This is a genomic window from Rhodococcus sp. WS3 (genome assembly GCF_003797085.1).
Classification (GTDB): domain Bacteria; phylum Actinomycetota; class Actinomycetes; order Mycobacteriales; family Mycobacteriaceae; genus Rhodococcus_F; species Rhodococcus_F globerula.
In genome coordinates, this window is the sequence record NZ_RKMA01000001.1 from 3,089,219 (window position 1) to 3,108,535 (window position 19,317).

Sequence of the window (19,317 nt, forward strand, 5' to 3'; positions counted from 1 at the left end):
GATTTGTCGTGCCTGCCAAACAACTGACCTCAGTGGATTTCGAATTGATTCCCGCAAATATGGAAACCCGCTCCACTGATGTCCTGACGATTTTCCTGTTCGATTCGGGTGACTCGACTCCGCTCGACAAGAAGGAACTACTCGAGTTCCTCGGTGCACGCGCGTCGAGGATCCCACAATTGCGGTGGACCGTGACCACAGTTCCCGGCGGGTTCGGGTTTCCCTATTGGATCGACTCCGCACCCTTCGATATCACCAAGCATGTCGAAGACAATGTCGAAATATCCTCGTGGAAAGGTGTTTTCGAATACTTCGCCGACATTGCCGCACGGATCGTCGATCCCTACGAATGTCTGTGGCGGCTGCACGTTGTTCGAGGTGTTCGTGATGCCCCAGGGGTGCAGGGTGAAGCAACGGTGGTGATCCTCAAGGGCTCGCATGCATTAGGTGACGGGCATGTGTACAACGCGATTGTTCACGACCTGTTCTCGTCGAAGCATTTACCCGACTTCATTCCGGAACTCACGGCGCCGAACCCGTGGTGGTCGTCCGTCAAAGGACTCCTCGGAACTCCGCGCCGGTATGTCCGCGCATTTCGTGCTCTTCCGGAAACCCGGAAATACGACGCACCGGATTCCGGCGGTGGTGCCGTGACCTTTACGGGCAAGCGGTCGGCTGCCGCGATCATGCTCGATCTGGTGGCGATTCGAGAAGCCAAGAAAATGTGGCCAGGCGTGACAGTGACGGCTATCGCCCAGACGATCATCTCGTTATCACTGGAAGAACATTTTGGTGACAAGAGTCCACGCTCGATGCAGGTGATGTCCGGCGCCCCCGCAGGGGCAGAGGTGCGCGGACAAAATCACATGGGTTGCTATCACGTCGATCTGGCGATGGATAAACAAGATATTGCGGAACGACTTGCCGCGATCACCACAAACAACAACCACGGCAAAGCGGAATATCCTGACGCATACCGGGCCGTACGTGCGCTGCAATACGAACTTCCGGCTATTGCGGTCAAACCTGAATTGTCATCGGATCCGAAACTGGGAACTGTAGCGAGCAGCGTCAATCGTGGACCGGCCGTCATGACTCTCGGCGATTCAAGAATCGTTTCGACCACGTCATTTCCGTACGTGTCGCCGCGGAGCCCGTTCAATCACGGGATCTACTCGGTGGGTGACGTGCTTGCGATCTCGGTACTCAGCGGAACCCCGGACAGCGGTGACATCGACGTCTACGCGGCTGTCCTGGAGAAGAACGCGGCCCGCGTCCTGGCGTGCCTCGAGGAACGAAGTACTAAAGCCACGGCTCGATAGGCTTCTTCACCCACATGATCTTCTCGTCGGCGTGCGTGCGCTGCGCCTCAGCGCGATCAGGATGCGCCGCTGCCCACTGATCCTTCTCGTCGATGAGACCGGCTGCGATGGTCCAGGTCTCCCGGGTGCTCGGGGGATTCGCGTCGGCGGCACGCGCGAGTTTGCGCAGTCGATCGTCGGGCATGTCGAGTAGTTCGGCGGCGGTGATCCCACGATTCCATGCGAACTTGGCCAGACCCACCGCCTTCTCACGTCGACTGCGACTGGCGATGTCGTTGTGCGCGAAGTCCTCGTTCTTGCCCATGGGTAACCACCTCCTGGAGAGCACGGTACAACAAAAGAAGGCACCTTCTCCGCGAGGAAAAAGTGCCTTCTTCAAGTTCTTCACTGTCGGGGTGGCGGGATTTGAACCCACGACCTCTTCGTCCCGAACGAAGCGCGCTACCAAGCTGCGCCACACCCCGTGTCGAACCTCGGTTAGCTTACAGCACGAAGTCGGCAGGCATTAAATCCGCAGTTCAGTTGCGTAAAACCGGCGCAGCTGAGTGAGCGGAACCGCGCTCGGTGGAGTGCTCCGGTTCGCGGCCGGTAGACGGCACCAACGTCAACAGGGTTGCCTCGGGGCGGCAGCAGAAACGTACCGGAGCCCACGGCGAGGTTCCGATGCCGGCAGACACGTGAAGCTGTGTGTGAGCACCCCACTTGGACGGGCCCTTCACGCGGGAGCGGTCCAACTCGCAGTTGGTGACAAGCGCGCCGTAGAACGGCAGGCACAGCTGCCCGCCGTGTGTATGGCCGGCGAGAACAAGGTCGTAGCCGTCCTCGGCGAACCGATCCAACACCCGGGGTTCGGGGGAGTGCGTCAAACCGAGCTTGAGCTGAGCCAGGGGATTGGGCGGGCCCGCGATGGTGTCGTAACGATCGCGCTTGAGATGCGGATCGTCGACGCCGGCCGTCGCGATCTTGATGCCAGACACCTCGAGTTCGCGTCGTACATGCGTCACGTCGAGCCAACCACGCTCGGTAAATGCAGCCCGCAGGTCTCCCCACGGCAGCGGATCGCCCGTGATGCGCTTCTTCTTGTCGAAGAGGTAGCTCAACGGGTTCTTCGGCTTCGGAGCGAAGTAGTCGTTGCTGCCGAACACGAATAGACCTGGGCGTGCGAGCAGGTCGCCCAGTGCCTGGACAACTGCGGGAACACTGCGCTGGTGCGACAGGTTGTCGCCGGTGTTCACCACGAGATCCGGGTCGAGGCTTTCGAGCTCACGCAACCAGTTCTGCTTCAATCGCTGGTTAGGCATCATATGCAGATCGCTGAGGTGGAGAACCCGCAACGACGACGACCCCGGCTCGAGTACGGGCATCGTCACCTCGCGCAACGTAAAAGCATTGCGTTCGATGCCGGATGCGTACCCGATTCCGAGTGCAGCGACGCCCGCGGCACCAAGTGCGGTGCGGGTCAGGTTGGTGCGGAACTGGTCAGACACCAGTCAAGGATATAACTAAGGGGACGGGAGGCGGGGCGTGCGCGTAGCGTTTCCCCCATGTCCGACACGACAGCAACGCTCAAAGACAAACTCCGTTCCGACATGGTCGCATCCATGAAGGCCAAGGATCCGCTTCGCACCGGCACCCTCCGGATGCTCATCGCAGCAGTTCAGACCGAAGAGGTTGCCGGTAAGGAAGCGCGAGTCCTCACCGACGAAGAAATCATCAAGGTTCTTGCCAAGGAATCGAAGAAGCGCGGGGAATCCGCCGAAATCTATACCGAGAACGGCCGTGGTGAACTTGCCGCGAAAGAGCGCGCCGAAGCGCAGATCATCGACGAGTACCTGCCGACGCCGTTGACCGACGCAGAACTTGTCGACGTCGTCGACACGGCGATGGCTCAGGTAGCCGAGGAGCTCGGCGAGCGTCCGGGTATGCGTCAGATGGGTCAGGTCATCAAGGCCGCCAGTGCTTTGGCCAAGGGTAAGGCTGATGGCGCGCGTATCTCCGCTGCCGTGAAGTCTCGCCTGTAGGCGTCACCGACAGCGCTTGTCAGCTCCACCGACAAAAGAGAACGGCCGCAACCTCGTGTGAGGGTGCGGCCGTTCTTTCGTGCGGGTGTTAGCGCGGTTGTGGCGCTCCGGGTGCCGGCGAATCGGGTGCCGGTGAGGCCGGAGCAGGTGAGCCGTCCGGTGCCGCCGGTGCCGCCGGTGCGCGTACCGACCCGTCACTGATGTAGATCGTGATGGTGGAACCCGGTATCGCCGAGCCCGACGGAGACGCGCCGGTGACAGTTCCGGCACGCGCGCCCGATGCGGACGTCACCGCGTTGACGGTGAATCCCGACTCCTGCAGGCGGGACGTGGCAGCGGACTGGCTCAGTCCGACAACCTCGGGAACCTGTCCGTTCTGCGAGCCACGTGCATACTTCTGATCGATCGGCGGAAGCGCCGTCGGACCGAAATTGTTGGCAACCGGCATCATCGCGGCGAACCAGCTCCGAGCCGGTTCGGTACCGCCGTACAGGTTTCCGCTGTAGCACGGGCGAAGCGGAGTCGAGCAGATCTCACCCGGAGTCGGGGAGTCGCCGAAGATGTAGACGGCCGCGGCCAGATTGTTCGTGAAGCCGAGGAACGCCGAAGACTTGTGGGTCTCCGTGGTACCGGTCTTACCGGACATCGGCAGAGACCATCCAGCGCTGCCTGCGGCACCCGCAGATGTACCTGCACCCACGTCGTCGCGGCTGAGCGCATTGGCGAGGGTATCGGCCAATCCGGGCTCGACTACCTGCTCGCAGCCCTGTTCCGTGACCGTCACCGGCTTGCCGTTGCGGTCGACGACGGAATCGATCGGACTGGGCGGGCACCACTTGCCGTGCGACGCCAATGTTGCCGCGACGTTCGACAGTTCGAGCGGATTGATCCAGGTCGGGCCGAGCGTGAACGAGCCGAGATTCTGTTCCTTCTGGAAGTCGGCCATGCTGCGATCGTCGAAGCCCGACGTATTGGGCTCGGCGTACGAACGCAGGCCGAGACGCACGGCCATATCGACTGTCGGCGTCACACCGGTTGCTGCGATGAGCTTCACGAACGCGGTGTTGGGCGACTGCGCGAGAGCATCCGTCACCGACATCGTCGCCGGATAGTTACCGACGTTCTCGACGCAGTACGTGGACACCGGACATCCCGCCGCGCCGCCACTACCGAAGCCCTTTGCGTCGAAGCGGCGGGGAACATCGAGCATCGCGTCGATGCCGAGGCCCTTCTCCATGGCGGCGGCGGTGGTGAAGACCTTGAACACCGAGCCGGCACCGTCACCGGACAGTGAATACGGCTGAGCCAGGACGGTTTCGCTGGCGTCGGCGTCGAGACCGTACGTGCGGCTGCTGGCCATCGCCACGACCTTGTGCGAGTCCTGGCCGGGCCGAATCACGCTCATGACGTTGGCGATGCCGTCGAGGTCCGCCTTGGCGTTTGCGTTGAGACCAGCCTTGGTGGATGCCTGCACCGCCGGGTCGAGCGTGGTTTTGATGAGGTAGCCGCCCTCATTGATCTGCTCGCGACTGATCCCGGCGTCCGAGAGGTATTTGAGTGCGTAGTCGCAGAAGAATCCGCGGTCACCGGCCGCGATGCATCCGCGCGGGAGCGTGTTGGGGGTGGGTAGAACACCCAACGGTTCGTCTTTGGCCGCCCGGAACTCGTTGGCCCGGTCGGAAATGTTGGTGATCATGGTGTCGAGCACGGTGTTGCGGCGCTCGGTGACACCTTCGACGTTGGTGTACGGGTTCAAGGCCGAACTCGACTGAACCATGCCGGCGAGCATCGCGGACTGCGGAACGCTCAAGTCTTTGGCGTCGATGCCGAAGTACGTCTGAGCGGCATCCTGGATCCCGAAGGAACCGTTACCGAACGGCACCAGGTTCAGGTAGCGGGTGAGGATCTCGTCCTTCGTGAGTTCCTTGTCCAGGGTGAGCGCCATACGGATTTCGCGGATCTTGCGAGCCGGAGTGGTCTCGATCGCGGCGCGGCGCTCGGCATCGGTTTTTGCGACGACCAACAGTTGGTAGTTCTTCACGTACTGCTGATCGAGCGTCGAGGCACCCTGCTGGACCTCACCGGAGGTGGTGTTGGTCAGGAAGGCGCGCAGCGTTCCCTGCCAGTCCACTCCCTTGTGATCGGGGAATCGACGGTCCTCGATGGAGACGATCGCCAACTTCATGTTGTTCGAGATCTGGTCGCTCGGGACTTCGAACCGGCGTTGCTCGTACAGCCAGGCGATGGGATTGCCCGCCGAATCGACCATCGTCGATACCGCGGGGACCGTGCCGTCGACCAACTCAGCTGAAACGTTGTCGACCGTGTCCGCGGCTCGATTGGATGCGAATCCGAGTCCGCCTGCCAGCGGAAACATCACTCCGGCAACGAGGACACCGGCCAAGGCAGAGCTTCCGGCGAGCTTCGCCACTGTTTTTGCAATCGACACGATCTACAGAGTACGTGTGCGCACCCCGTGGACGTGGCACGCGAAGAATTCGTGCCGAATAAAACGTCCTGAACACCCGGTTTGTACTGCCGTACCAAAAAAGGTGGACGCCCGTCTTGCGTCTGGGCGTTTCTTTACCTAAATTGTGTGAACGGTGTGATTGACATAACACTCGATCACGAATGTGTCTCAGCTTTCGTCGTGATATCCCGCGACGGAAGCAGAGATGTTGTGCTGCTCGCCCTCGAGGCGACGGACATACTTTGTAGAGGGGACCAGAGAATGTACACAGCCACCCCGAGTAGCCGTTTGGATGTCGAACAAGCAGAGGCTCGCATCGCCTGGGTAACACAGGCGCGCTGCCGCGAAGTAGATCCGGATCAGCTTTTCGTTCGAGGTGCCGCGCAACGTAAGGCAGCAACAATCTGCCGACACTGCCCGGTCCTGATGCAGTGCGGCGCCGACGCTCTCGACAACCGCGTCGAATTCGGAGTGTGGGGCGGGATGACCGAACGCCAGCGACGCGCTCTCCTCAAGCAGCACCCCGATGTCGACTCGTGGTCCGAATTCTTCGAGGATCGACGCCACCAGCAGTCAACTGCTGTCTGACCTAGCTTTTCCTGGTCTAGCCTTTCCTGATCTAGCCCTTCCGAGTGAGCTGGTCGCCCACAGCGCGCAGTGCCTCGAGGTCTGATACCTCGAACGGCAGTGACGGAACGCCGATCAGCGGCACCCTCGGATGAGCTGCGGTAAACCGGCTCAGCAGCGCCACCTCACGTTTGGCGATTGCTGCGCGGTGAGCATGAATGCGTAGTACCGCTTCCGTCAGTGCCTCGGCGTCGGTCGGGTTCTCCTTGGCTGCGAGTTTGTCCGCGGCCGTTGCCGCGTGATCAGCCGGCAGTGCGGTCAGAGTCGGATGTGTTCGGTTCAACACCAACCCGGCAAGCGGCATCGAATCTCCGGCCAGGCGGTCCACGAAAAACGCCGCTTCCCGCAACGCGTCAGGTTCCGCAGCAGCGATCACCAGAAAATGGGTGCCTGGCTGACGCAGGAGTTCGTACGTCTTGGTTGCGCGCTCGCGGAAGCCGCCGAACATCGAATCGAGCGACTGAACAAACGCCGACGCGTCAGCGAGCATCGCACTTCCGACGATCGTCGACACACCCTTGAGTGCCAATCCCATGGCGCCGGCAACAAGCTTGGTCAAACCCCGCCCCGGAGCTGAGAGCAACCGGATCATCCGGCCGTCGAGGAAGGTTCCCAGTCGCTGCGGAGCGTCCAGGAAATCGAGTGCGTTCCGGGACGGCGGCGTATCCACGATCACCAGGTCCCACTTGTCGTTCGACGCGAGCTGTCCCAGCTTCTCCATCGCCATGTATTCCTGAGTGCCGGAGAACGATGTGGCAACGGTTTGGTAGAAGGGGTTCGCGAGGATCTGCTGAGCCTTCTCGGGGCTGGAGTGCTCGAGCACCATCTCGTCGAACGTGCGCCGCATGTTGAGCATCATCGCGTGCAACTCGCCCGTTGCTTCCGGACCGAGTTTCACCGGTTGCGGTGTGTTGTCGAGTTCCGCGACGCCCAGAGCCTGAGCCAGCCGCCTCGCCGGATCGATCGTGAGAACGACGACGCGTCGGCCCTGCTCGGCCGCCCGCAACGCCAGCGATGCCGCCGTGGTGGTCTTGCCGACGCCGCCCGCGCCGCAGCACACCACAATTCGTGCGGTCGGATCGTTGATGATCGCCGAGATGTCGAGCACCGGAGCGCTGCGGCGGCCGGTTCTGGAACTGCCGACCATGACATTGTCAGGGACCGCGTTTTCGGTGGTTTCGGTCATCGGACACCCTGTTCCATGAGGTATTCGGCCAGTTCGTAGAGGCCACCCAGATCGACGCCGTCGGCCAGAGTAGGCAAGTGCAGTCGGGCGCCGTCGATCTCCTGCAGTTTCTCCGCACTGGATTCCTGCGCTTCGAGAACAGACGCGTGCTCGATGGTTTCCGTCAGCAGTCCGGCGAAGTCTTCGTCCGACAGTTCGAGGCCGACATCCGTGAGCGTGGATCGAATGGACGCGGCATCGATCTTTCCGGCCGCAGCACCCGCCAGAGTGCCCTCCGGCAGGAACTTCGGGCTGGTGCGGTTGACGATGATCGCGCCGAGATTGAGCTCGTCGCGCGCCAATTCCAAGGCGGCATCCGCGGTTTCCTGCACGGGCAGTGCCTCGAGTAGCGCCACCAGATGCACCACTGTTTCCGGCGAGTGCAGCAGTCGCACGACGCCCTCACTCTGCGAATGCACCGGCCCACCTTTGGCGAGATCGGCCATAGCCTTCGTGACGTCGAGGAAACTGCCGATCCGGCCCGTCGGCGGGGCGTCGACGACAACGGCGTCGTACACCCGCTTCCCGGTCCGATCGGTGCGGATGACGCACTCCTTGATCTTGCCGGTGAGCAGTACGTCACGCAGGCCAGGTGCAATGGTCGTGGCGAACTCGATGGCGCCGAACTTGCGCATCGCGCGGCCGGCGAAGCCCAGGTTGTAGAACATCTCCAAGTACTCGAGGAAAGCCGTCTCGATATCGACGGCCAACGCCATCACCTCACCGCCACCTTCGGCAGCTGCGACTTTCGTCTCCTGCGGGGGCAGCGGTGGCACGTCGAAGAGCTGCGCAATTCCCTGGCGGCCCTCCACTTCCACCAGCAGAACGCGTCGGCCGCCTTCGGCTAACGCGAGCGCCAAGGCGGCGGCTACCGTCGACTTACCGGTCCCGCCTTTTCCCGACACAAAATGCAGGCGGGCCTTCGATGCGGACTCCGGCCAGCTCTTGCTCAGCTCATCTTGGGATGCAACCACACCGCGAGCCTATAAGTCTGGGGCCGAAGATGTGCGCGGGATAGGCTCACCACATGAGTGAATTGACTTCCTGGGAATACACCGTTACTCCGTTGCTGGTCCACAACCCGAAGGCCATCCTCGATAATTGGGGCGTCGACGGTTGGGAGCTGGTGACGGTTCTTCCGAGCGCGTCGGGCGAACAGCACGTCGCATACCTCAAGCGTCCGAAGGTTGCAGGCGCATGACCGAAACAACACAGACCTGGTCAGCGCGTCTCGCGGAACTCGGCATCGAACTGCCCGCGGTTGCGGCGCCGGTCGCTGCCTATGTCCCTGCGGTTCGTAGTGGCGATCACGTCTACACCTCGGGCCAGTTGCCTTTTGTCGACGGAAAGCTGTCGCTGACGGGCAAGCTAGGCGCGGACGCGTCGGATGCTGACGCAAAGGCTGCCGCGCGTGTCTGCGCGCTCAACGCTCTTGCCGCGATCAACGCTCTGGTTGGCATCGACAACCTGGTTCGTGTGGTCAAGGTCGTCGGATTTGTCGCCTCCGCGCAAGGCTTCACCGGTCAGCCCGGCGTGATCAACGGCGCGTCCGAATTCCTCGTCGAGGTCTTCGGCGACGCAGGCATTCACGCTCGCTCCGCTGTCGGTGTTGCAGAACTTCCCCTCGGCTCCGCTGTCGAGGTGGAACTGATCGTAGAAGTTCGCTGATGACAACGGTTCATCCCGCATACGCGCAGCTTCGCCGCGTCACCGACATCGCGTCGGTCATGCTCGAGAACAACCCGGGCATGATGACGCTCGACGGTACCAACACCTGGATTCTGCGAGCGCCGGGCAGTGACCAGTATGTAGTCGTCGATCCCGGTGACAACGACGAAGAACATCTGCAGCGAGTGGCCGGAGTCGGCGCGGTGGCGTTGGTCCTGATCACGCACCGGCACTTCGATCACACCGGCGGAGTGAGCCGTTTTCACGAATTGACTTCGGCGCCAGTGCGTTCCGTTTCTCCCGAGTTCCTGCGCGGCAGCGGTACGACGCTTGTCGACGGTGAACTCATCGAGGTTGCCGGGCTGCGCCTGCGTATAGTGGCAACTCCTGGTCATACCGCGGACTCCGTCTCGATCGTCATCGAGAACGAGGGCAGTGTGCTGACCGGTGACACGATACTCGGCCGTGGCACAACGGTTCTCGATGATTCGGACGGCGATTTGGGGGACTACCTCGCATCGCTGCGTGCGCTCATCGAACTCGGTGACGGGCGAACCGTTCTGCCTGGGCATGGCCCGGAATTGCCTGACCTGCAAGAGATTTCGAAGCACTACCTCGCGCATCGCGAAGAACGGCTCGATCAGGTGCGAGCGGCATTGGTCTCGCTCGGCGATTCCGCGTCGGTACGCGACGTGGTCGAGCACGTCTATTCGGATGTCGATCCGAAACTCTGGCCGGTGGCAGAAAAATCGGTCAACGTGCAGTTGGCATATCTGCGTCGCTGAACCGTGCAGTGGAACTGCCGCCTGTTATGCCAATTGAGGTATAGCTGGCGGCAGTTTTTGCATTTGTTTGATATGGGTTCGGGGCCAATAGTTAGTCCATGACCTCACAATGCGACGGATGGATCCGCAACTACGTGGATGGCTCCTACGTCGAACCCGACGCGTCGTCGAGCTTCGACCAGGTGGACCCCGCAACCGGCCGTGTTCTTGCCAAGGTCCACGAGGCCGACCGGGCCCTGGTCGATCGGGCTGTGACCTCGGCCAGACGTGCTCTGGACAACGGTTGGGCGGATACACCGGTCCGGGAGCGCACCGCGCTGCTGCGACGGGCCGCGGATCGGATCGAGGAGCGGTTCGAGGAATTTGTCGCCGCGGAGATGGCGGATACGGGCAAGCCGATCACGCAGGCGCGCGAACTCGACGTTGCTCGTGCCCTCACGAACTTCCGTACGTTTGCCGACATCGTCGCCGCAGCGGGGCAGGAATCGTTTGTCACGGATCTTGCCGGCGGCAAGCAGGCGCTGAACTACGCGATCCGCAAGCCGCTCGGTGTGGTTGCGGTCATCGTGCCGTGGAACCTGCCACTGCTTCTCCTGACCTGGAAGGTGGCGCCCGCGCTGGCGTGCGGAAACTCCGTGGTGGTCAAGCCTTCCGAAGAGACGCCGGCGACGGCGTCGTTGCTGGCCGAGGTGCTCGAAGAAGTCGGCCTTCCTGCCGGCGTCTACAACGTCGTGCACGGATTCGGTGCGAATTCTGCGGGCGAGTTCCTCACCACCCACCCCGGTATCGACGGTGTCACCTTCACCGGATCTTCGGCAACCGGCTCGCACGTGATGAAAACCGTTGCACCACGGGTGCGTCCGGTCTCGTTCGAGCTCGGCGGCAAGAACGCCGCGATCGTGTTCGACGACGTCGACATCGACGAAGCGTTGACGGGTCTGACCAAGTCGGTGTTCACCAACACAGGCCAGGTCTGCCTGTGCACCGAACGGGTGTACGTGCACCGCAGCATTTTCGACGACATCGCCGGTGGACTTGTCGAGCGGGCAGCAGGATTGCGTCTGGGTGACCCGACGCTCACTGCGACGACGACAGGCCCGCTCATCTCGCAGGCGCACCGGAAGAAGGTTCTCGACTACTTCGAGATCGCCGAGCAGGAGGGCGCGAAAGTGCTTACCGGTGGCGGAATTCCGGATCTCGGGCAGGATCTGTCCGGTGGATCGTGGATCGAACCCACCCTGTGGACTGGCTTGACCAACAAGAATCGCGTCGTGCGCGAGGAGATCTTCGGACCCGTCGCCGCACTCATCCCGTTCGATACCGAGGCAGAAGCGATCGCCTTGGCAAACGACACCGAGTACGGCTTGGCGGCCTCCGTGTGGACCAACGACCTGCGCCGCGGACACCGCGTCGCCCAGAAGATGAACGTCGGAATCTCCTGGGTCAACACGTGGTTCACCCGTGAACTGCGATCCCCCTTCGGCGGTATGGGCCTGTCCGGTATCGGACGTGAGGGTGGCGAGTCCTCGCTGCACTTCTACACCGAACCGACAAATGTGTGTGTGCAACTGTGAACATCGAAACCGCAGGAAGTTCCAGAGAAATGAGCGAGGCGTGATGACAGCCCCAGAAGACACCGTATCCGCGCTTGCGCGTCGCCTCGACGACGCTGCGCAGAGTCGTACCGACACTCCGAGCCTCGCCGACGATCACACTATCGATATCGACGACGCCTACCGGATTCAGAACGAACTCATCGAACGACGCACTGCCCGTGGCGAATCGGTGGTGGGCATCAAGCTCGGCTTCACCAGCCAAGCGAAGATGGCGCAGATGGGTGTCTCCGAAGTGATCGTCGGGCAGTTGACCGACGCGATGGCGGTGACGGACGGCGGTGACCTGGAACTATCGACGTTCATCCACCCCAAGATCGAACCCGAAGTCGCGTACCGGCTGTCGAAGGACGTCGATCTCGACGACCCGAGCGTGGACATCGAATCCTGCGTCGACGCGGTTGCTCCGGCGATGGAGATCATCGATTCGCGCTACCGCGACTTCCGCTTCACCTACACCGACGTTGTCGCCGACAACACCAGTGCCGCCGGATATGTCATCGGCGCGTGGCAGCCGATGCGCAGTGCCGCGAACTTGGTGGTGCGCATGGAGGTAGGCGGCGAAACGGTTACCGGTTCGACGGCAGCAATTCTCGGAGATCCCGTGCGCGCGTTGCATGCCTTGGTGGATATCGCCCGCCGTCGGCACATTCCGCTCCGGGCCGGCTACGTGATTCTGGCCGGCGCAGCGACTGCTGCCGTGCGACTCGACGAGGGAGTCGCACAGTGCAGCATCGACGGACTGGGTACCGTCTCGGTGAAGGGTGTACGGCGATGAGTGGGGCGCAGGTCATCGAGAAGCTGGCAAAGCCTCGCGGAAAATTCCCGCACGTCAAGGTGGTAGGCGACTTCGTCTACGTCTCCGGCACCAGTTCACGTCGGCCCGACAATACGTTTGTGGGCGTCGAAGTCGACGAGATGGGCACCACGGCGCTCGACATTCGGGCGCAGACACGCGCAGTCATCGAGAACATCGCGGCGATCCTCGCCGAGGTGGGTGGTGACCTGCGTGATCTGGTTCAGGTCACGTCATACCTGGTGTCGATGAACGACTTCGGCGGATACAACGAAGTGTACGCCGAGCTGTTCGACGAAAGCGGTCCGACGAGAACCACAGTGGCAGTTCACCAATTGCCCCACCCGCACTTGCTCATCGAGATATCCGGTGTGGCCTACGTGCCTGCCTCCCGACGGCTGTCAATCGAGAACCCCGCCGCCCGACGGCTGTCAATCGAGAACACGGAGAACGCATCATGACCACCATTCCTCCCGTCATCGACTTCAAGAAATGGATCGACGACAACCGCCACCTGCTGCAGCCACCGGTCAACAACCAGACGATGGCACTCGGAGACGACTTCATCGTGCAGGTTGTCGGTGGGCCCAACCAGCGGACCGACTACCACCTCGACCCGTACGAGGAGTGGTTCTACCAGGTCGAGGGCGACATTCACGTCAATGTCATGACCGAGGACGGACCGGTGCGGGTCGACATCCGCGAGGGTGAAAGCTGGTTGCTACCGGGAAATCTGCCGCATTCACCGCAGCGCCCCACCGCAGGATCGATCGGCCTGGTGATCGAAAGAGTGAGGCAGGAAGGAACATTGGAGCACTTCCAGTGGTACTGCCTGGAGTGCAATCACAAGATCTACGAAGTCGAACTTCAGGTGCGCGACATCGTGGCCGACCTTCCGCCCGTCTTCGTCACGTTCTACGAGAGTGAAGACGCCCGCACATGTGACAACTGCGGCACGCTCCATCCCGGCAAGGGTTGAGCGATGAGCAACATGATCGACATTCACACCCATTACGTACCCAACGGGTGGCCTGATCTCACGGCTGATGCCGGCCCGGACGCGCCGTGGCTGAAAGTGGAGTCGGAAACCGAAGCCATGATCATGATGGGCACCAAGGAGTTCCGACGGATCCAATCCGACGCCTGGGACGCCGAGGTGCGCCTGCGTGACATGGATGCCGACGGTATCCACACCCAGGTCGTCTCGCCGACACCGGCATTCTTCAACTACGGCCGAACAGGCGAGCAGGCCAGTCGTATCTCTCGGATCTTCAACGACCTGGCGCTCGAGATCGTCGAACCGGCAAAAGATCGACTTATCCCGTTCTGTCAGGTTCCGTTGCAGGACACCGATGCTGCGTGCCGCGAACTCGAACGATGCATCGCCAACGGGCACCGAGGCGTCGAGATCGGCAATCACGTCGGCGACCTCGATCTCGACAGCGAAGGAGTCGTGACATTCCTGCAGCACTGCGCGTCACTGGATGTTCCGGTCTTCGTGCACCCGTGGGACATGGCGTCCTCACCGCGCCTGGATCGGTGGATGGCGCAGTGGCTCACCGCAATGCCCGCAGAAACGCATCTGTCGATACTCGCGCTGATTCTCGGCGGCGTGTTCGACAAGATCGACGACCGACTCAAGATCGGATTTGCCCACGGCGGCGGATCTTTCGCGTTCTGGCTCGGCCGGATGGAAAACGCCTGGTACGGCCGCAACGACATTATCGGTACATCGGAATTCCCGCCGTCGCACTATCTGGGCCGGTTCTACGTGGATTCTGTCGTCTTCGACGAACGTGCACTGCGACTACTGGTGGACACAGTGGGCGTTGACCGGGTGATGGTGGGAAGCGATTACCCGTATCCCCTCGGCGAGCGACCGGTAGGTGAGGTGGTGCGCAAGAGTGAGTTCTTGGACGAGACTGCACGCCAACTGATCTCGCGGGGAAATGCGGAACGCTTCTTGGGGATCGGCTGATCCTTCAGCTATACCATTTCCGGTATGCCGCACGGTGATTTCGGCATTTGTGAGTCATGTCTCTAATGAGCATAATTCAGACAACCTTTGAAACATGCTCGGCAAAAACAGATTTCACCGTACCGTACTGCCACTCATCCAATCGATAGGTATCCGCGATGACCACAAGCGTAACCAGTGACGGAAAGCCGTTGCCGGAGAAAGCTGCCCGCAGCCGGGTTGCCATGGCAACCCTCGCCGGCACAACCCTCGAATGGTACGACTTCTTTCTTTACGGAACAGCCGCAGCGCTGATCTTCAACAAGCAGTTCTTCCCGAGTCTGAGTCCGACCGCCGGCACCCTCGCAGCCTTCAGCACCTTTGCGGTCGGGTTCATCGCCAGGCCCGTCGGCGGCTTGGTGTTCGGGCACTTCGGTGACCGGATCGGTCGCAAGGCGACGCTTGTGGTGTCTCTGGTGATGATGGGAGTCGGGTCCACACTGATCGGACTCATTCCGAATTACGATTCCATCGGTTTCTGGGCGCCGGTACTTCTGGTGGCGATGAGAGTTGTCCAGGGCATCGGCCTCGGCGGTGAGGGCGCCGGTGCCACGCTGATGTCGATGGAGCACGCGCCAGCCGGGCAGAAGAACCTGTATGCGGGTTTCCCGCAGATGGGCACCCCCGCCGGACTTGTTCTGGCCAATGGCATCTTCCTGACCACCAGTGCATTGATGTCGGACTCGGCCTTCCAATCGTGGGGTTGGCGCATACCGTTCCTGCTCAGCTTCGTTCTGGTGGCGATCGGTCTGGTGATCCGGTTGCGGGTTACCGAATCGCCCTCGTTTGCCGGGATCATGGAGAAGGGCGAGATAGTCCGGTTCCCGCTGCGTGAGTCGCTCAAGGTCGGGTTCCCCCGGTTGTCACTGACGCTGGCCGCGTGTTTGGCTAACTCCGCCGTGGCATATGCCTTCATGGTGTTCACTCTGTCGTACGGAACTCAACATCTGGGCTACGACAAACAATTCCTGGTGCTCAGTGTCACCGCGGCAGCGGTCCTGTGGTTCCTCTCCATCCCGATCTGGACCAAGGTGGCCGACAAGTACGGTCGACGGCACATGTTCATCGGAGGATCCGCCGCAATCCTGTTGTGGTGCATCGCGTTCTTCCCGCTGCTGAACACCGAGAACAAGGTCGTTGCAGTTGTGGCGTTCCTGGGAATGGGACTGATCATTCCGGTGACTCATTGTGTCCAGGGAAGCATCATTGCCGACACGTTCCCGGCCAAGGTTCGATACTCGGGTTCGTCGTTGATTCTGCAGAGTGGTGCAATTCTGGGCGGCGGATTGGCTCCGATGATTGCGACGGCTCTGCTGGACGCCACGGGATCATCTGTGGGCGTGACGTGGTACCTGGCGTCGATCTGCTCGATCAGTCTGGTTGGCGCGATAGCGCTGTTCAAGGTGGTGCCCGACTCATCGCGGGGATTGCAGCACGAAGAGCAGCGGGTGGCAGAAAACGCCTGACGTGTAACGATATTCGAAGCCCGCTCCCGCTCCGGGAGCGGGCTTCGAACGTTTACTGGTTCATGAGTTCTTCCGCGAAACTGCGCAACGACGCGATAAGTGCCTGCGCCGACGGACTGGACGTCCTCGTCGCCGACGACGTGAGACCGACGCTGTGACCGATGGGATCCAGGGTGATCGGGAGTGTGGTCAAGCGGGTGTCGTCGCGATGAATCAGACTCGGAAGGACAGCGATCATGTCGGTTTCCAGCAAGAGCTGTCGCACCGTGAGGAAAGACGTTGCCTCTACCCGGTTCTCGGGTAAGGGGAGACCGTTCCTGGCGAAGAACTCCTCGAGTTCGCGTCGGAGCACCGTTTCGACGCCGGGCAGGATCCAGGGGAACTCGCGGAGTTCGTCGAGCTGCACCTCGTCACGGTTGGTCAGTGGATGATCCACGCGGGTAACAAGTTCAACTGACTCGGCGTAGAGATTGCGTCTGACGGCGCGGTCGTCTGTCGGTGCTGTGAGTCGGCCGACGATGAGGTCGATACGACCGGCCTCCAAGTCGGTGAGTAACTGCTCCGGAGTGCCTTCGCGGACGATCACGGTCAGTAGCGGATGCTGAGCTTTCAGCCGCGCAATGGCGCCGGGCAGCAAGACGTTGGAACCGGCGAGATGTGTTCCCACGATGACGGTTCCGCGGTGTGCGTCGGCAAGCTCGACGACGTGTCGGCCCGCTTCGGTGAGCTGAGCGATAACCGCCCGAGCGTGGGTGGTGAAGGCCTCGCCGAATATTGTCGGGGTGATGCCGCGTGGGCCGCGATCGAACAGGGAGACACCGAGGATGGACTCTATGTCGTGGAGGCTGCGGGTTGCCACAGGTTGTGTGATGTGCAGTGCGGCAGCGGCGCCGACCACGCTGCCCTGACGGCTCAGGGCGTCGACCAGAAGCAGGTGGCGAAGTTTGAGTCGCCCGTCGAGGAGCTTGGGCATGTCCATATCTGCAATCCTAGCGGGGATTGCCGCCCGAAGTTGCTCAGGTAAAGGTGATTCCGATCGGTTCGTCGGGCGAGAACTTCTTCCAGGTGTTCTCGTTGTCCGGACTTCCGTTATGTGCAAACGAAGTCCAGAGCGTGCGGATGCGTCTACCCATTTCGTCGACGGTGGTCCAGTCGGCCATTCCCAGCATGGGTGAACCGTGCCAAGACTTTTCGGTGCCGAGGATGAACGGAAGTTCGATGCAATGCGTAGCACCGAAGATGTTCTCGGGAGGTGTCCAGTCGAATCGGTAGGTGTAGACCGAGGTACCCGCCTGAGTGAAGTTATCGGCCAGTTCTGCGACCGTCTCGGCAAACATGTTCTGCGTCAACGTGGTTTCGTCGGCCATGGAGCCGCCGGGGAGCCCGCGAACGAAGGCAGATCCCTCGTCGTGGGTATATCCGATGACTACCTCTGTCACGCCACTGTCGGCGCTTCCGGTAAGTGGTGCAACGTCGGATATCGGGGCAAAGGGTGGCTGAACAACATTTTCAGACCGTCTGCCGAACTCGACGGCTGTGGCGCGGAAGGCGTCCAGGATTAGGGGGAGGGGAGCGGTATTCGGATCGCCGTCGAGCAGTCGGGCAAAGGTCTCGCCGTTCTCGATCGCAGCGGTCTTGGTGAAGTTGAGGTCCAGCCGCGGGGTGCTTTGCAGAATTGCTCGGTGGAACAAAGGCCGAGAGTTATTACTGTTCAACAGGTTCACGATGGAATGAGCGCCGGCGGACTGGCCGAACACGGTGATCGAATTGGGATCACCACCGAATCCCGCGATGTTCTCGCGTACCCACTCGAGGGCCGCGATCTGATCGCGGACGCCGAGGTTGCCCTCGCTGACGCCCTCGAGGAGGAGATAGCCGAGTACGCCTACGCGATAGTTGACCGATACGACCACGACATCGCCTTCGGCCGACAACGCGCCGCCGTCGTACCACGCCAGTGAACCTCCGCCGCTGGAGTATCCACCGCCGTGCAGCCACACCATGACGGGCCGGCTACCGGACAACGAGGGCGTCGTGACGGTGACGGTGAAACTGTCCTCACTCTGCTCAGACTCGGGGTGCGGCGCTCCCATGACACGCTCGAGTCGCGACGGTGGTTGAGGAAACACGGTGCCTGGCATGGTGGCGTCGAGAATGCCGGTATGAGATGCGGCAGGTTCGGGCCGTTGGAATCTGGCCGCGGTTGCGTAGCGGATCGCGCCGAAATACAACGAACCGTCGCGTCGGATGCCGCGGAACTTCCCCGCCGCCGCGGAAGCGATTATCTCGGACATGCATCCCCTCGGAGTCGTATTTGCCTCCATCGAGCATGCCAGCGCTCAGGTGTGACACAAATGCCTAGGTGGTTGCGCGCTATACCCGTCGCGACGAGCGTCGGAAAAGACTTCGGCCGCCCCCACCGATGTGGGAGCGGCCGAAAGAGTCGAGACGGTAGAACTAGCGTGCGCGACGCGCGAGACGCTCGGAATCCGAGATCAGGACGCTCTTGCCTTCGAGGCGCAGCCATCCGCGATGAGCGAAGTCGGCAAGAGCCTTGTTGACGGTCTCACGGGAAGCGCCGACCAGCTGGGCGATCTCTTCCTGGGTGAGGTCGTGAGTGACGCGCAGCGCGCCACCTTCCTGGGTGCCGAAGCGCTGTGCGAGCTGCAGCAGTGCCTTGGCGACACGGCCGGGAACGTCCGTGAAGATCAGGTCGGCGAGCGTGTTGTTGGTACGACGCAGGCGACGTGCGAGAACGCGGAGCAGCTGCTCGGCGATTTCGGGGCGCTGCTGGATCCAAGCCTTGAGAGCGTCGCGGTCCATGCTCACGGCACGAACCTCGGTGACGGTGGTGGCCGTCGAGGTGCGGGGACCCGGGTCGAAGATGGACAGTTCGCCGAACATGTCGGACGGACCCATGATCGTCAGCAGGTTCTCGCGACCGTCAGGTGAGCGTCGACCGATCTTCACCTTGCCGGACACGATGATGTACAGGCGGTCACCGGGTTCACCCTCGTTGAAGATGACATGTCCACGGGGGAAGTCGACGGGTTGCAGCTGCTTGGTCAGCGCCGCTACCGCTGAGGGCTCGACTCCTTGGAAGATGCCGGCTCTTGCCAGGACGTCGTCCACGTGCGCTCCTTGTTGGGATTTGTTCGTTTGTGGTGTCATTTTTTGCGCTATCTAACTTTGTACCCGGTTGTGCTTGGTTTGTACTCACGAACCGCCCAGACGCCGGCCTTCACTCGTGCGAGCGAGACGCTGCGTCAGACACAGTCCGTGTTGAATACAACAGGTACGGCATCGA

At 61.6% G+C, this 19,317-nt stretch carries 20 protein-coding genes and 1 tRNA gene; 12 read left to right on the forward strand and 9 right to left on the reverse strand.

Annotation, left to right across the window (positions count from 1 at the left end; genetic code table 11):
- Positions 1–8: 8 nt before the first annotated feature.
- Positions 9–1,322 carry a wax ester/triacylglycerol synthase domain-containing protein gene (locus EEB13_RS14030; protein ID WP_187328545.1) on the forward strand — a complete coding sequence of 438 codons (1,314 nt, stop codon included), beginning with the start codon at positions 9–11 and terminating at the stop codon, positions 1,320–1,322.
- On the opposite strand, the gene EEB13_RS14035 is transcribed toward EEB13_RS14030, so the two are convergent.
- The 3 genes from EEB13_RS14035 to EEB13_RS14045 all read right to left on the reverse strand — a co-directional run bounded on the left by EEB13_RS14035 (position 1,303) and on the right by EEB13_RS14045 (position 2,809).
- Positions 1,303–1,626 (reverse strand): hypothetical protein, encoded by a 324-nt coding sequence (locus EEB13_RS14035; protein WP_045066546.1) that lies wholly within the window; start codon positions 1,624–1,626, stop codon positions 1,303–1,305. The genes EEB13_RS14030 and EEB13_RS14035 overlap by 20 nt on opposite strands.
- An 86-nt stretch (positions 1,627–1,712) precedes the next feature.
- Positions 1,713–1,786 (reverse strand) — tRNA-Pro (locus tag EEB13_RS14040).
- 54 nt (positions 1,787–1,840) lie between these two features.
- Entirely contained in the window at positions 1,841–2,809 is a 969-nt protein-coding gene (locus EEB13_RS14045; protein WP_033235920.1) for a metallophosphoesterase, read from the reverse strand.
- A 57-nt stretch (positions 2,810–2,866) separates the two neighbouring features.
- Between EEB13_RS14045 and EEB13_RS14050 the strand changes: the two genes are divergently transcribed.
- The gene (locus EEB13_RS14050) at positions 2,867–3,343 is read left to right on the forward strand and encodes a GatB/YqeY domain-containing protein (protein ID WP_033235921.1); all 477 of its coding nucleotides are present in this window, start codon (positions 2,867–2,869) and stop codon (positions 3,341–3,343) included.
- Positions 3,344–3,431: 88 nt separating this feature from the next.
- On the opposite strand, the gene EEB13_RS14055 is transcribed toward EEB13_RS14050, so the two are convergent.
- The gene (locus EEB13_RS14055) at positions 3,432–5,774 is read right to left on the reverse strand and encodes a penicillin-binding protein (RefSeq protein WP_141485617.1); all 2,343 of its coding nucleotides are present in this window, start codon (positions 5,772–5,774) and stop codon (positions 3,432–3,434) included.
- 300 nt (positions 5,775–6,074) lie between these two features.
- On the opposite strand from EEB13_RS14055, the gene EEB13_RS14060 reads away from it, so the two are divergent.
- A complete protein-coding gene (locus EEB13_RS14060) occupies positions 6,075–6,401 on the forward strand; it encodes a WhiB family transcriptional regulator (RefSeq protein ID WP_033235923.1) in 327 nt (108 codons plus the stop codon).
- A 31-nt stretch (positions 6,402–6,432) separates the two neighbouring features.
- Here EEB13_RS14060 and EEB13_RS14065 read toward each other — a convergent pair whose 3' ends face one another.
- Together EEB13_RS14065 and EEB13_RS14070 are read right to left on the reverse strand one after the other, a co-directional pair.
- Positions 6,433–7,587, reverse strand: a complete 1,155-nt coding sequence (locus tag EEB13_RS14065) for an ArsA family ATPase (protein ID WP_095888109.1) — start codon at positions 7,585–7,587, stop codon at positions 6,433–6,435.
- Between the two features lie 35 nt (positions 7,588–7,622).
- A complete protein-coding gene (locus EEB13_RS14070) occupies positions 7,623–8,639 on the reverse strand; it encodes an ArsA-related P-loop ATPase (RefSeq protein ID WP_141485490.1) in 1,017 nt (338 codons plus the stop codon).
- Between the two features lie 53 nt (positions 8,640–8,692).
- Between EEB13_RS14070 and EEB13_RS31510 the strand changes: the two genes are divergently transcribed.
- The 9 genes from EEB13_RS31510 to EEB13_RS14110 all read left to right on the forward strand — a co-directional run bounded on the left by EEB13_RS31510 (position 8,693) and on the right by EEB13_RS14110 (position 16,010).
- A complete protein-coding gene (locus EEB13_RS31510) occupies positions 8,693–8,866 on the forward strand; it encodes a hypothetical protein (protein ID WP_092805866.1) in 174 nt (57 codons plus the stop codon).
- The gene (locus tag EEB13_RS14075) at positions 8,863–9,333 is read left to right on the forward strand and encodes a RidA family protein (protein WP_033235926.1); all 471 of its coding nucleotides are present in this window, start codon (positions 8,863–8,865) and stop codon (positions 9,331–9,333) included. The genes EEB13_RS31510 and EEB13_RS14075 overlap by 4 nt, the downstream gene beginning before the upstream one ends.
- Positions 9,333–10,118 carry an MBL fold metallo-hydrolase gene (locus tag EEB13_RS14080; RefSeq protein WP_095887751.1) on the forward strand — a complete coding sequence of 262 codons (786 nt, stop codon included), beginning with the start codon at positions 9,333–9,335 and terminating at the stop codon, positions 10,116–10,118. The genes EEB13_RS14075 and EEB13_RS14080 overlap by 1 nt, the downstream gene beginning before the upstream one ends.
- Before the next feature lie 98 nt (positions 10,119–10,216).
- Positions 10,217–11,692 (forward strand): 2-hydroxymuconic semialdehyde dehydrogenase, encoded by a 1,476-nt coding sequence (locus EEB13_RS14085; protein WP_045066550.1) that lies wholly within the window; start codon positions 10,217–10,219, stop codon positions 11,690–11,692.
- Positions 11,693–11,735: 43 nt separating this feature from the next.
- Entirely contained in the window at positions 11,736–12,509 is a 774-nt protein-coding gene (locus tag EEB13_RS14090; protein ID WP_141485491.1) for a 2-keto-4-pentenoate hydratase, read from the forward strand.
- Positions 12,506–12,988, forward strand: a complete 483-nt coding sequence (locus tag EEB13_RS14095) for a RidA family protein (protein WP_261984523.1) — start codon at positions 12,506–12,508, stop codon at positions 12,986–12,988. Before EEB13_RS14090 ends, EEB13_RS14095 begins: the two co-directional genes overlap by 4 nt.
- A complete protein-coding gene (locus EEB13_RS14100) occupies positions 12,985–13,506 on the forward strand; it encodes a 3-hydroxyanthranilate 3,4-dioxygenase (RefSeq protein WP_095887754.1) in 522 nt (173 codons plus the stop codon). The genes EEB13_RS14095 and EEB13_RS14100 overlap by 4 nt, the downstream gene beginning before the upstream one ends.
- A 3-nt stretch (positions 13,507–13,509) precedes the next feature.
- On the forward strand, positions 13,510–14,505 hold the full coding sequence (locus EEB13_RS14105) for an amidohydrolase family protein (protein ID WP_045066556.1): 996 nt from the start codon (positions 13,510–13,512) through the stop codon (positions 14,503–14,505).
- A 158-nt stretch (positions 14,506–14,663) separates the two neighbouring features.
- Positions 14,664–16,010, forward strand: a complete 1,347-nt coding sequence (locus tag EEB13_RS14110; RefSeq protein WP_033235932.1) for an MFS transporter — start codon at positions 14,664–14,666, stop codon at positions 16,008–16,010.
- A 52-nt stretch (positions 16,011–16,062) separates the two neighbouring features.
- Here the strand turns inward: EEB13_RS14110 and EEB13_RS14115 are convergent, their stop codons facing one another.
- The 3 genes from EEB13_RS14115 to EEB13_RS14125 form a co-directional block, all read right to left on the reverse strand.
- On the reverse strand, positions 16,063–16,989 hold the full coding sequence (locus EEB13_RS14115; protein WP_141485492.1) for a LysR substrate-binding domain-containing protein: 927 nt from the start codon (positions 16,987–16,989) through the stop codon (positions 16,063–16,065).
- Between the two features lie 37 nt (positions 16,990–17,026).
- A complete protein-coding gene (locus EEB13_RS14120) occupies positions 17,027–18,304 on the reverse strand; it encodes a carboxylesterase family protein (protein ID WP_141485493.1) in 1,278 nt (425 codons plus the stop codon).
- 163 nt (positions 18,305–18,467) lie between these two features.
- Positions 18,468–19,142 (reverse strand): Crp/Fnr family transcriptional regulator, encoded by a 675-nt coding sequence (locus EEB13_RS14125; protein ID WP_003943506.1) that lies wholly within the window; start codon positions 19,140–19,142, stop codon positions 18,468–18,470.
- Positions 19,143–19,317 lie beyond the last annotated feature (175 nt).

Bases quoted from the DNA above. Each gene is read 5' to 3' on its own strand.
- EEB13_RS14035 (WP_045066546.1), bottom strand. From the start codon at position 1,626: ATGGGCAAGAACGAGGACTTCGCGCACAACGACATCGCCAGTCGCAGT.
- EEB13_RS14050 (WP_033235921.1), top strand. From the start codon at position 2,867: ATGTCCGACACGACAGCAACGCTCAAAGACAAACTCCGTTCCGACATG.
- EEB13_RS14060 (WP_033235923.1), top strand. From the start codon at position 6,075: ATGTACACAGCCACCCCGAGTAGCCGTTTGGATGTCGAACAAGCAGAG.
- EEB13_RS14065 (WP_095888109.1), bottom strand. From the start codon at position 7,587: ATGGTCGGCAGTTCCAGAACCGGCCGCCGCAGCGCTCCGGTGCTCGAC.
- EEB13_RS31510 (WP_092805866.1), top strand. From the start codon at position 8,693: ATGAGTGAATTGACTTCCTGGGAATACACCGTTACTCCGTTGCTGGTC.
- EEB13_RS14075 (WP_033235926.1), top strand. From the start codon at position 8,863: ATGACCGAAACAACACAGACCTGGTCAGCGCGTCTCGCGGAACTCGGC.
- EEB13_RS14080 (WP_095887751.1), top strand. From the start codon at position 9,333: ATGACAACGGTTCATCCCGCATACGCGCAGCTTCGCCGCGTCACCGAC.
- EEB13_RS14085 (WP_045066550.1), top strand. From the start codon at position 10,217: ATGACCTCACAATGCGACGGATGGATCCGCAACTACGTGGATGGCTCC.
- EEB13_RS14090 (WP_141485491.1), top strand. From the start codon at position 11,736: ATGACAGCCCCAGAAGACACCGTATCCGCGCTTGCGCGTCGCCTCGAC.
- EEB13_RS14095 (WP_261984523.1), top strand. From the start codon at position 12,506: ATGAGTGGGGCGCAGGTCATCGAGAAGCTGGCAAAGCCTCGCGGAAAA.
- EEB13_RS14100 (WP_095887754.1), top strand. From the start codon at position 12,985: ATGACCACCATTCCTCCCGTCATCGACTTCAAGAAATGGATCGACGAC.
- EEB13_RS14105 (WP_045066556.1), top strand. From the start codon at position 13,510: ATGAGCAACATGATCGACATTCACACCCATTACGTACCCAACGGGTGG.
- EEB13_RS14110 (WP_033235932.1), top strand. From the start codon at position 14,664: ATGACCACAAGCGTAACCAGTGACGGAAAGCCGTTGCCGGAGAAAGCT.
- EEB13_RS14115 (WP_141485492.1), bottom strand. From the start codon at position 16,989: ATGGACATGCCCAAGCTCCTCGACGGGCGACTCAAACTTCGCCACCTG.
- EEB13_RS14120 (WP_141485493.1), bottom strand. From the start codon at position 18,304: ATGTCCGAGATAATCGCTTCCGCGGCGGCGGGGAAGTTCCGCGGCATC.